The organism is Mesorhizobium sp. C372A, from assembly GCF_030323245.1.
GTDB lineage: Bacteria > Pseudomonadota > Alphaproteobacteria > Rhizobiales > Rhizobiaceae > Mesorhizobium.
On record NZ_CP100475.1, the window covers coordinates 3577882 to 3590583 of the forward strand.

General features: G+C 63.6%; 5 protein-coding genes. All 5 read left to right on the top strand.

Going from position 1 to position 12702, the window contains the following annotated elements; genetic code table 11:
- The 5 genes from NLY42_RS16985 to NLY42_RS17005 all read left to right on the top strand — a co-directional run bounded on the left by NLY42_RS16985 (position 1) and on the right by NLY42_RS17005 (position 12636).
- Positions 1-6048 (top strand): translocation/assembly module TamB domain-containing protein, encoded by a 6048-nt coding sequence (locus tag NLY42_RS16985; protein WP_023753564.1) that lies wholly within the window; start codon positions 1-3, stop codon positions 6046-6048.
- Between the two features lie 254 nt (positions 6049-6302).
- Entirely contained in the window at positions 6303-7955 is a 1653-nt protein-coding gene (locus NLY42_RS16990) for an ABC transporter substrate-binding protein (RefSeq protein ID WP_023668187.1), read from the top strand.
- A gap of 223 nt (positions 7956-8178) precedes the next feature.
- Positions 8179-9213 (top strand): ABC transporter permease, encoded by a 1035-nt coding sequence (locus tag NLY42_RS16995; protein ID WP_023668188.1) that lies wholly within the window; start codon positions 8179-8181, stop codon positions 9211-9213.
- A 13-nt stretch (positions 9214-9226) separates the two neighbouring features.
- Positions 9227-10384, top strand: a complete 1158-nt coding sequence (locus NLY42_RS17000; protein WP_023668189.1) for an ABC transporter permease — start codon at positions 9227-9229, stop codon at positions 10382-10384.
- A gap of 47 nt (positions 10385-10431) precedes the next feature.
- Positions 10432-12636 (top strand): dipeptide ABC transporter ATP-binding protein, encoded by a 2205-nt coding sequence (locus NLY42_RS17005; protein ID WP_023753563.1) that lies wholly within the window; start codon positions 10432-10434, stop codon positions 12634-12636.
- Positions 12637-12702: the final 66 nt, after the last annotated feature.

A 12702-nucleotide genomic window follows, 5' to 3' on the forward strand; every position in this document is an offset into this window, starting at 1 on the left:
ATGAAGATTTTGAAACGCATCCTTCGCCTGTTTTTCTACACGCTGCTGATCGTGGCGGCGGCGGGCATCGGCGCGTTGGTCGTGCTGACCAAGACCGAGCGCGGCCGCGAAAATCTCGCCGGCATCATCTCTGACATGGCCTCGTCAGGGGACAGCAAAGTCACGGTCAGCGGCATTAACGGTATCTGGTCCGGCGCGCTGACGGTCGACCATGTCGTGCTGGAAGACCGCGAGGGCGCCTGGCTGGTGGCCCGCAAGGTGGCCGTCGACTGGTCGCCGCTGGCGCTGTTGTCGAAGAATTTCAGCGCCGACCGCATAGCGGCCGAACGGATAGAACTGGCACGGCTGCCTATGGCGAGCACCGAGCCGAGCAAGAGCGGGTCGACCGGCCTGCCGGTTTCGCTTGATATCAGAGCGATCGATTTGCCGGAGATCGCGCTCGGCCAGCAACTTGCCGGCAGCGGCATTGCCGAACTTGCGGCCAAGGGATCGGCCAAGGTCGATGCGTCGCCGCTGGCGATCCAGACGGTGCTCAACGTTACCCGCCATGACGGCAAGCAAGGCAATGTCGACGCCAACATCCACTTCGCGCCGGATGAAAACAAGCTCGACCTCGATCTCAAGGCTTCCGAGCCGGCCGGCGGCATCATCGCCAACCTGCTCAAGCTACCCGGCGCGCCGCCGGTCAACATCGTCGTCTCGGGCACCGGGCCGCTGGCCAACTGGAGCGGCATCGGCACCTTCATGGTCGACGGTCAGATCGTTACCCAGCTCACCGGCCGGCACCAGCTCACCGACAAGGGCAACCGGATCGAGGCCAAGGGCGACGGTTCGTTCGAAGGCTTCCTGCCGGAACGGTTCAAGTCGCTGTTTGCCGGCAAGACCAGCTTCGACCTAGCCGGCACCGCGACCGCGACCGGCGGCGTCGACATCGAGCGCGCTGCGATCGAGAGCGACGCAGTTCATGGTACCGCTGCCGGCATGGTCGACCCCAAGGGCGCCAGCGACCTTTCGGTCGAACTCGTGGCCAAAGCCAAGCCGGTCACGGTCAATGTCGGTACCCAGGCGCAGCCGATCATGGTGGCCATCAACAATGTGACCGCGCGCGCCTTCGGTGACGGCAAGGCGCCGATGATTGACGCCAGCGCTTCACTGGTGTCGGTGGTGGCGGGCGGCTCTCAGGTGAACAATCTGGATGCGAAGATCCATTCCGACGGTTTCGACATCGAGAGCCGCAGCGGCCCGGTCAGTGTAAGTCTGGCGGCCGCCGGGCTGAAGACCGACGTGGCGACGCTGGCGCCGCTGATCACCGGCAAGCTGACGGCCTCTCTTGCCGGTTCGATCAGCAGGGACGAGATTTCCCTCGACGAAGGCACGCTGCGCAGCGATGCTCTCAATGCCGGGCTGACGGCCAAGGTGACGCTGGCCGATCTCGCCATGACGCTGAAGATGAATGCCGATGCTGTGTCGACGGCGCTGCCGCCGCAGATCAGTTCGCTGCTTGGCGAACGGGTCAAATTCTCGGCGACCGCAACGCGCGATCCGCAGGGCTCTTTCGCCGCCAACTCGATCGAACTCACTTCCGGTTCGCTGAGCGCCAGCGGCACCGCCAGCGCGCAAGGCAGCGATATCCAGGCCGACATCAAGGGCAAGCTCGGCGACGTCTCGGTGCTGTCTTCGCTGGTCGGCGTGCCGGTCGCCGGCGGGGTCGATTTCGCGCTGACGGCAAGCGGCGCGCGCAACGCACCGGATTTCTCGGTTTCGGCCGACAGTGCCAGCCTGACGGCCTCCGGCCGCACGGTCAAGGACATCAAGCTGACCGCATCGGGCAAGGCCGACATTGTGAGCCCGGCCGCAGATATCTCGCTGACCGGCGCGGTCGACGAACAGCCGCTCGCCGTCAAGGCGGCGCTGGTGACGAGCGACGGCAAGCGCTCCATCAAGGGGCTCAGCGTAGCGCTGGGCGACAACAAGGTGTCGGGCGACCTCGCGCTCGATGAAAAATTCCTGCCGCTGGGGACGCTGACGATCTCCGCCCCCGACATCGCGTCGCTGGCGTCGCTGGCCGGGCAGACGGTGGCCGGCGATATCGGCGGCACCGTGGTGTTCTCCAAAGACGGCGAGGCGCCCACCGTCGCCATCAATGCAGCCAGCGTGTCGATCGCGCGCGGTGATGTGGCAGCCAAGGCAGTCACCGTCAGCGCACTGATCGCCAACTATCTCAACAGCCCTGCGATCTCCGGCACGATCAAGGCCGAGAGCGTGACCTCGGGAACGACCGTCGTCAGTGGCATCGGCGTCGACCTCAAGCGTGACGGCGACTGGACGAATTTCACCGGCGGCGCAACCATATCAGGCATTCCGGCGACAGCTGCCGGGCGGGCGAAGATTGCCGGGGGCGCGACCAGCGTCGAGATCGCGTCCGGCGAGGCGACGGTGCGCGGCATCAAGGTGGCGATCGCCGAGCCGTCGAGCCTGACCATTGCCGATGGCATAACCAACATTCAAAGGCTGGTAGTCGATCTCGGCGGCGGCTCGGTGACGCTGTCGGGCACGGCGGGCCAGACGCTCGATCTGGCGGCGACCTTCTCGGCGCTGCCGGCTGCGCTTGCCAATGGCTTTTCGCCCCGCCTCGATGCCGCGGGCACGCTCGACGGCACGGCGCAAATCACCGGGCCATCAGCAAATCCCGACATTCGCTTTAATGCAAAACTGGCCGGCGCCGAGACCAGCCAGACCCGTCAGGCCGGGCTCGGACCGCTCGATGTCGATGCGGCCGGCAGCTATTCGACGGCCGGCGGCGTCGTGCTGGATAAGGCGACGCTGTCGGGCCAAAAAATCTCCGGCAAGGCCGCCGGCACCGTCAACCCGAACGGCGCCAGCGATTTCGCGCTCGATCTGACATCGTCCGGTCCGAGCCTGCCGTTGACGCTGGGCAGCGCGGAAAGCCCGATCAAGCTCGAATTGCAGGCGCTGTCGGTGAAGGCGGCCGGGCAGGCTGCGCAAGCCAAGCTCGACATCTCGGCGGTACTGCCTTCGGTGGCGAAGGATGACGCCAAGGTCGAGGGCATTGCGCTTGCGCTGCATTCCGATGCATTTGATATGAAAAGCCGAACCGGTCCGATCTCGGGCACGGTGACGGCGGACAAGATCGGTCTAGACAATCCGACCATCGCGCCGCTGATCGTCGGCAAAATCACCGCCAAGGTCGCGGGCAGCCTGGCGGCCGATGCGATTACCATCGACAGCGGCTCGGTGCAGGGCGATGCGCTGGGCAGTGCCTTCAATGGCCGTGTCGGCATTGCCGATGGAGCAATCGACCTCAACCTCAACGCCGACGTGCTGTCGGCGGCATTGCCGGCTGCGGCGCGCAGCGTGCTGGCAGAGCGCACGCAGCTCAGCGCCACGCTGAAGCGGGATGCCAATGGCAATGTCAGCGCCAATCCGGTCACGCTGGCGTCGGGCGCACTGACCGCGGACGGTCAGGCCAGCCTCGCCGACAACAAGCTTAGCGCACATATCAAGGGTGCACTGGCCGACATCTCGCTGTTGTCGAAAGATGCCAAAGGCGCGATCAGCTTTGCACTCAACGCGCAGGGGCCCAGCCTGGCGCCGGACCTGTCCCTGACGGTCAACAGCGACCGCCTGCTGGTGGCGGAACGCGAAATCACCGGACTTAAGCTGATTGCGACCGGCAAGGCCGATGCCGCGAACCCGGCAGCCAATGTGCAACTGACCGGCAATGTCGCGGGGCAGGCGCTTCAAGGCAGCGCGGTGCTGGCCACGGCCGACGGCAAGAGCGCCATCAACGGCCTGCTGTTGTCACTCGGCAAGAACAGGATTTCCGGCGACCTCGCCCTCGACGAGGCTTTCGTGCCGGTCGGCACCATCGCGCTCGACCTGCCGGATATCGGGCCGCTGGCGGCGCTGGCGCTGGAAAAGGCCGAAGGCGACGTGCGCGGCACTATTGCATTCTCCAAGACCGCGGATGGCCCGAACGTCGCCGTCAAGGCTGCGACCGCTTCGATCACGCGCGGCGACCTGCAGGCGAAGACGGTGTCGATCGATGCGCTGGTCGCCAACTATCTCGCCGCGCCGGTCATCTCGGGCAAAATTCGCGCCGACAGCGTCATTTCCGGCGGCACCGCCATCAGCGGCATCGATGTCGATTTGAAGCGCGACGGCGACTGGACCGGGTTTTCCGGCGGCGCCACCGTCAAGGGCATTCCGGCGAAGGCTGCGGGCAGGGTAAAGGTGGCTGGCGGCACCACCACCATCGAACTCGCTTCCGGCCAGGCCACGGTGCAGGGCATCAAGGCGGCCATCGCCCAGGCCTCGACCGTCAGCATCGCCAACGGCACCACGACGCTGGACAAGCTGGTGCTCAATCTCGGTGGCGGCACGGCGACGGTGACCGGCAAGGTCGGGCAGGCACTCGACATCAGCGCCGCGCTGTCGAAGGTGCCGGCCTCACTCGCCAACAGTTTTTCGCCGGGCCTCCAGGCCGCCGGTTCGATTTCGGGAACAGTCAAGGTAACCGGCGCGCCGGGCAATCCGACCGTCGCTTTCGATATCGATGCTGGTGGGGTGCAGACCTCGCAGACGCGCAGCGCCGGTCTTGGCGGCATGAATATCTCTTCGTCGGGAACATTCGCCGGCAAGAAGCTCACCTTCAACGCCGACATCAGCGACGGCGCCGGGCTTGGCCTCAAGGGCGGCGGTACGGTGACGACGGCCGGCACACCAGCGCTGGTGCTCGACTTCAACGGCAAGGTGCCATTTTCCTTCCTGGCCGCCAAGCTTGCGGCGCAAGGGCTGTCGCTCAGCGGCACCGCCAACGTCAATATCCAGATGCGCGGCCCGGCGGCGTCGCCGGTGATCGGCGGCACGGTCAGCACGTCGGGCGCCCGCCTGGTCGACGCGCGCTCCGGCCTTGCCGTCAACGACATTGCCGCCGACATTTCGATCGGCAACGGCGTTGCCCGGATCAACCGGCTGACCGGCACGCTGTCGACACGCGGCAGCCTGTCGGCCTCCGGCACACTCGGCATCAATCCGGCGCAAGGTTTCCCAGCCGATTTGTCTATCAAGCTGGTCGACGGCCGCTATACCGACGGCAGGGTGGTGACAGCCAATCTCGGCGGCGACCTGACCATCAAGGGGCCGCTCACCTCGGCGCCGGTGATTTCGGGCACCGTCAATCTGGCCAAGACCGTCATCACCGTTCCGGATAAGCTGCCGGGCTCGCTGGCAGCGCTCGGTGTCAAGCACAAGAACGCGCCCGCCTCCGTGCGGGCGCAGGACAAGGCCTTGCGACCGGCGGCGGCCAGCGGGGGTGGCGGCAGTGGGCTTGTCCTCGACGTCACGGTCAATGCGCCGAACCAGATCTTCATCCAGGGCAGGGGCGTCGATGCCGAGTTCGGTGGTTCGCTGAGGCTGACCGGCCCGGCGGCTTCGCCGCAGGCGGTCGGCACCTTCACCTTGCAGCGTGGGCGGCTGTCGATCCTCGGCAAGCGGCTGACCTTTACCGAAGGCACGGTCGGCTTTTCGGGCTCGCTGGTGCCCTACCTCAACTTGACCGCGACATCGACCACGACCAGCGCCACCGTCACCATCGTCGTCTCGGGCGAAGCGACCAATCCGAAATTCGACTTCTCCTCGGTGCCGGCGCTGCCCGAGGACGAGGTGCTGGCGCAGCTGATTTTCGGCCGCTCTATGTCGAACCTGTCGCCGCTTCAGATCGCGCAGCTGGCCGAGGCCGCCGGCCAACTGGCCGGCGTCGGCGGCTCGACCTCGCTGCTCGAAAACCTGCGCAGTGCAATCGGCGTCGACGACCTGGATGTGACCACCGATGACCAGGGCGGCACCGCCGTGTCGGCGGGCAAGTACCTCAATGACCGCACCTATGTGACGATCCAGAAAGGCGACAGGCCAGGATCGGGCAAGGCGACGATCGACCTCAATGTGGGACGCGGCGTCAAGCTGCGCGGCGAGGCCAACGATGGCGGCGAGGCCAAGGGCGGCATCTTCTACGAAAAGGAATATTGAGTTCCTGGCCCTTACCGCCGCCGGAACTGGCGCTGTCTCAACCCGCCCAAAATGTATCAATTTACTCGCCTAAGCAGATTCCGGCGGAATCTGGGCGCGCTAGCACTTTTGCGCCAAGTCTGTCGTTATCACGCGAACCGCTCCCTTTTCAAAGTTGCACATTCCCTAACAGGTTCCGTAGCCATGCCGTCTTTGACATCACGGCAGGGATGCGGAATGTTAAAAGGCGGAAAGCCAACAATGGGAGTTAAGGTATGACAAATTACAAGAGTAATGGCGATCGCGTTCCCGATCACATCCTGGCCATGGCCGAAGAAGCCAAGGCAGGCAAAGTCGATCGCCGCGAGTTCCTCGCCATGGCGAGCGTGTTCGGCGCGTCGACCGCGATGGCCTACGGCATGCTCGGCGTAGCCGTGCCGACCCAAGCCAGGGCCGAAGAGGTGCAGGGCAAGAAGGGCGGCATCCTTAAAGTCGCGCAATGGGTCAAGGATCCCAAGGATCCGCGCAAGGCCGACTGGTCGGAAATCGCCAATGCCGAGCGTCAGGCGCTTGAGCCGCTGGTCAAGTACACCAGCGAATACACGTTCCGCCCGTACCTTCTGGAGAGCTGGGAGGTCAACGACGACGCCACCGAGTACACGCTGCATGTGCGCAAGGGTGTGACCTGGTCGAATGGCGATGCCTTCACCGCCGATGACGTCATCTTCAACCTCAAGCGCTGGGCCGACAAGAAGGCCGAGGGCAATTCCATGCCTGGCCGTCTCGGCACGCTGGTCAAGGACGACAAGCTCGACGAAAGCGCCGTGACCAAGGTTGACGACCACACCGTCAAGCTGAAGCTCGGCAAGGCTGACATCGCGCTCATTCCGAACATGTGCGACTATCCCGGCCTCATCGTGCACAAGAGCTTCGACGAGAAGGGCGGCGACTTCAAAGCCTGCCCGATCGGTACCGGCCCGTTCGAGCTCGTCTCCTACGATGTCGGCCAGAAGGTGGTCTACAAGCGCCGCGAGGACAACAAGTGGTGGGACGGCGAGGTGTTCCTCGACGGCATCGAATTCGTCGACTACGGCACCGATCCGGCAGCCATGGTCAGTGCCTTCGAGGCCGGCGAAGTCCATACCAATTTCGAGACCTCGGCCGACTATGTGTCAATCCTCGACGGACTGGACCTGGTCAAGTCCGAAATCGTCACCGCGTCGACCATCGTGTGCCGCACCAACATCAACAACAAGCCTTACGGCGACCAGAAGGTACGCAACGCGCTGCAACTCGCGGTCGACAACAATGTCGTCCTGCAGCTTGGCTACGGAAATGCCGGCACGGTGGCTGAAAACCACCATGTCTGCCAAATCCACCCGGAATATTACGAGCTGCCCAAAGTCGCTCGCGATCCGGCCAAGGCCAAGGCGCTGATGGCGGAAGCCGGCCAGGCCGACTTCGAGCATGAGCTGATCACGGTCGACGAAGACTGGCACAAGAATACCGGCGACGCCATCGCCGCGCAGATGCGCGACGCCGGCCTCAAGGTAAAGCGCACGGTGCTGCCGGGCTCGACGTTCTGGAACGACTGGACCAAGTATCCGCTGTCGATGACCAACTGGAACATGCGCCCGCTCGGCGTTCAGGTTCTGGCGATCGGCTACCGCACCGGCGAGGCGTGGAACGAGTCGGCCTATTCCAACCCCGAATGGGATGCCAAGCTCAATGCAGCATTGGCCGTTGCCGATGCGGCCAAGCGCAAGGAGATGATGAAGGACATCGAGCAGATCCTGCAGGATTCCGGCATCATGATCCAGCCATACTGGCGCAAGCTCTACAGCCACTCGGTCAAGGCGGTGCAGAATTACAAGATGCATCCGACCTTCGAGCGCGACTACGGCAAGGTCTGGCTCGACCAGGCGTGATCGGAACGTCAGGGAAGGGGCGCTTCGCTCCTTCCCGTCACGCCTCGCTTGGTCCAGAACCGGAAGCCGCCGCAGCAAAAAGTTGCGGACTCTCCTGAAAGACCGTTCAATAAAACTGGGTTGATTGCATCCGAGTGCCGATTTGACGGCCAACTCTGCCGGCAACGGCAAAGCTGGTTTTTCGAACTGGCTCCAACCCCAACCAGACCGGCAGGGGACCGCCATGCTTTCTTTCGTAATCCGGCGTCTCGGCACCATGGCATTGACGATGCTGTGCCTGACGATGATCGTCTTCTTCCTGATCAACCTCGAGCCGAATTTGAAGAAGCTGGCGATCAGCCAGACCGAAATGCACACATCGGCCGAACAGCTCGAAAGCTGGCTGGTCAACCATGGCTACCGGCAGAACTTCTTCGTGCGCTACGGGCAATGGCTGGGCGTCGTCCCGAAGCAACCGGTGACCGATCCGGCGACCGGCAAGCCGACGCAGCGTTTCTCCTTCTGCAACGATCCGCTGGAGCCGAAATTCTCCGGCATCCTGGAAGGTGATTTCGGCTGCTCGACGAAGTTCAAAACCTCCGTTGCGTCAAAGCTCTTCCCCGCACTCGCCGCCACCGGCATTCTGATGCTCTGCGTGCTGTTGGTGATGGTACCGATTTCGCTGCTGATCGGCATCCTGGCCGGCATGCGCGAGGGCTCGCGAACGGACCGAACGCTGTCCGTCGCCTCGATCGCGTCGACGGCGACGCCCGAATATGTGTCCGGCGTCATCTTCACCGTCATCTTCGCCTCCTGGCTCGGTTGGCTGAACGGTTCGGCCGCCTCGGCAAGCCAGGGCATCACCTTCTACAATTTCACCCTGCCGGTGATGACGCTGGCGATCTACGGCATCGGCTACATCGCCCGCATGACGCGCGCCTCGATGGTCGAGGTGATGACGCAGCAATATATCCGCACCGCCCGGCTGAAGGGGCTTTCCTTCGGCAGCGTCGTCGTCAAGCACGCGCTGCGTAATGCGCTGATCGCGCCGTTCACCGTCATCATGCTGCAATTTCCCTGGCTGCTTACCGGCGTCGTCATCGTCGAGGTGATGTTCCGCTACCAGGGCTTTGGCTACACGCTGGTCGAAGCCGCCGGCAACAACGACATCGATCTGCTGCTTGGCTGTTCACTGGTCTCGGTGTTCATCGTGCTGATCACGCAGCTCATCTCGGATGTCGGCTACGCGTTCCTCAATCCGCGTATCAGAGTTCAATAGGGGGCTGGGGCAGATGCAGGTCGAATATATCGGTGCCTTCAATGTCGTGCTCGGCGTGATTGGGCGTTTCTGGCCGGTCTGGTTAGGGCTTGCCCTGGTGATGGGAGCGAGCTTCGCCTACAAGAAAAGGCTCGGCCTCTACGGCCAGCTGTTCGATAGCGGCGTCGGCATAGTGGGTGTCGGCATCTGCCTGTTCTGGCTGTTCACGGCAATCTTCGCGTCGACCGTCGCGCCCTTCGATCCGCTCGCCCAGGTGCCGATCATGAAGGATGCGCTGCCGGGCGCGCTCGAGCCGGTATCGAAACTCATCTACTATTTCGGCGGCGACAAGCTCGCCCGCGATGTCTTTTCGCGCATGGTCTATGGCAGCCAGATCGTGCTGATCATCGCGCCGGCGGCGACCGGTTTCGCGCTGATGGTCGGCATCACGCTCGGTCTGCCCGCCGGTTACTATGGCGGCCGGATCGACACCGTGCTGTCGTTCCTAGCCAATCTGGTGCTGGCCTTCCCGGTGATCCTGCTGTTTTACCTGCTGGTGACGCCGGGCATCATGGATACGCCGATCCCCTACGCCATGGCCGGGCTGTTCTTCCTGTTCCCGATCATCTTCTTTTCGGTGCTGTTCTGGACCCGCTACAAGAACCGGCCGGACCGCCTCTATATATTGCTCGGGCTGACGCTGATCATCGGCGGCTGGGTCTATGCCGGCCTGGTGTTCGACGCCGATCCGTTCAAGATCATCCACATCGATCCCAACCAGCTCAACATCTTCGTGGCGGTGGTGTTCGCCTCCAGCCCCGGCGTATTCCGCATCGTGCGCGGCCTGGTGATGGACATCAAGACGCGCGACTATGTGGCGGCGGCGCAGACGCGCGGTGAATCGCCCTGGTACATCATGCTGTGGGAGATCCTGCCCAATGCGCGCGGACCGCTGATCGTCGATGCCTGCCTGCGCATCGGCTACACCACGATCCTGCTCGGCACGCTCGGCTATTTCGGCCTCGGCCTGGCGCCGGAGAGCCCGGATTGGGGCACCGCGATCAAGGACGCCAGCCGCCTGCTGCGCTCCTTCATCCACCCGGCGCTGCCGCCGACGATCGCGCTGATGTCGTTCGTGCTGGGCTTGAACCTGCTTGCCGACTCGCTGCGCGAACAATCGATGAAAGACTGATCTGCGGGTTTCGGCCCGCGAGCATGAAAATAGGATTGGAGCGACCCATGAATGAGGCAGTTCGAAATCCCCCAAAGTCGACCAATGGGCCGATCATCGAGATCGAGAACCTGTCGATCTCCTTCTTCACCCGCAAGGGCGAGATCCCTGCCGTCATGGACTTTTCCTGCACGGTGATGCCGGGGGAAGCCATGGGCATCGTCGGCGAGTCCGGCTGCGGCAAGTCGACCGTGTCGCTCGGTATCATGCGCGACCTCTCCAACATCGGAAAGATCGTCGGCGGCAAGATCAAGTTCCAGGGCAAGGACATGGGCGAGCTGTCCGACGAGGAGTTGCGCTCCATCCGCGGCAACAAGATCGCCATGATCTACCAGGAGCCGATGGCGAGCCTCAATCCGGCGATGAAGGTCGGCCAGCAATTGATGGAAGTGCCGCTGATCCACGACAAGGTGTCGAAGGAAGAGGCTTACAAAAGGGCGCTCGAAATGGTGCGCTCGGTGAGATTGCCCGATCCCGAACGGATGATGCGTTCCTATCCGCACCAGCTGTCCGGTGGCCAGCAGCAGCGCATCGTCATTGCCATGGCGCTGCTGTCGAAACCGGCGCTGCTTCTGCTCGACGAGCCGACGACGGCGCTCGACGTGACGGTGGAGGCCGGCATCGTCGAACTGGTCAAGGGGCTGGGCGAGAAGTTCGGCACGTCGATGATCTTCGTGTCGCACAATCTCGGCCTCATCCTCGAGACCTGCGACCGCATCACGGTGATGTATTCGGGCGAAGCGGTCGAGACCGGCAAGATCAAGGACGTCTTCGACCGGATGCGCCATCCCTATACGCAAGGGCTGTTCCGTTCGATCCCGCTGCCGGGGGCCGACAAGAATTCGCGGCCGCTGATCTCTATCCCCGGCCAGTTGCCGCTGCCGCATGAGCGGCCCAAGGGCTGCAATTTCGGGCCGCGCTGCCACCATTTCGTCGAGGGCGTCTGCAATGCCGCCGAAATCCCGATGATCGAGGTCGCCGGTCACGAAGGGCATTTCTCGCGCTGCGTGCGCTTCAACGAGATCGACTGGGAAGCGCTGCCGCCCGGCGCCAAGAAGGTCAATGAGAAGGTCGTGCCCGGCGCCCCGGTGCTCAAGATCGAGGATTTGAGAAAATACTACAAGGTCGGCGGCAGCGAAGTGTTCGGCTCCAGCGAAGGCCGCGTGGTCAAGGCCAATGAGACGATCTCGTTCATGGCGCGCGAATCCGAGACCGTCGCCATCGTCGGCGAGTCCGGCTGCGGAAAGTCGACACTGGCCAAGGTCCTGCTGGGGCTGGAGACGGCAAGTGCCGGCACAGTGACGCTGGGCAACAAGGAGATCCAGTCGACCGGCATCGAGAAGCGCAGCGTCGAAACGGTGTCGTCGATCCAGATGGTGTTCCAGAACCCGTTCGATACACTCAATCCCAGCCACTCCGTCGGTTCGCAGATCATCCGCACGCTGGAAAAATTCAAAGTCGGCAACAATGTCGCCGAGCGGCGCAAGCGCATGCTGGAGCTGCTCGACCTGGTGAAGCTGCCGCGGGCCTTCGAGACGCGCAAGCCGCGTCAGCTCTCAGGCGGCCAGAAGCAGCGCATCGGCGTGGCGCGTGCCTTTGCCGGCGATGCCAAGGTGGTGGTGGCCGACGAGCCGGTGTCGGCACTCGACGTCTCGGTGCAGGCGGCGGTGACCGAGCTGCTGATGGACATCCAGCGCAAGAACAAGACGACGATGCTGTTCATCAGCCACGATCTGTCCGTCGTGCGCTACATCGCCGACCGGGTCGTCGTCATGTATCTCGGCTACATCGTCGAGCAGGGCACGACCGACCAGATCTTCGCGCCACCCTATCACCCCTACACAGAGGCGCTGCTGTCGGCTATCCCGATCGCCGACACCAGCGTGGTCAAACGGCACATCGTGCTCGAAGGCGATATCCCGTCGGCGATGAACCCGCCGAGCGGCTGCCCGTTCCAGACGCGCTGCGGCTACAAGAGGCTGGTGCCGGACAATCTGTGCGAGACCAAGGTGCCGCCGGTGAAGCATCTCGGCGATGGCCATATGAGCCTGTGCTGGCTGTCGGACGATGTGCTGGCGACGATGGAGCCGGTGATCAAGTTCGACAGGGAACACGCAGCGCATGAGGGCGTGCCGGAAGACGCACCGGATGGGATCGGCCCCGGTTTCGCCGGCGAACCGCCGAAGCGCCCGCATGGCAAGAAGCCGAGCTGACCAGCCATAGAGGCAATGCCGCTCGTTGGCGCATTGCCGCAGCGTCGCCATAGCTCAAAGAACGAC

Coding starts and splice junctions, on each gene's coding strand:
- NLY42_RS16985 (WP_023753564.1), top strand. CDS start 1: ATGAAGATTTTGAAACGCATCCTTCGCCTGTTTTTCTACACGCTGCTG.
- NLY42_RS16990 (WP_023668187.1), top strand. CDS start 6,303: ATGACAAATTACAAGAGTAATGGCGATCGCGTTCCCGATCACATCCTG.
- NLY42_RS16995 (WP_023668188.1), top strand. CDS start 8,179: ATGCTTTCTTTCGTAATCCGGCGTCTCGGCACCATGGCATTGACGATG.
- NLY42_RS17000 (WP_023668189.1), top strand. CDS start 9,227: ATGCAGGTCGAATATATCGGTGCCTTCAATGTCGTGCTCGGCGTGATT.
- NLY42_RS17005 (WP_023753563.1), top strand. CDS start 10,432: ATGAATGAGGCAGTTCGAAATCCCCCAAAGTCGACCAATGGGCCGATC.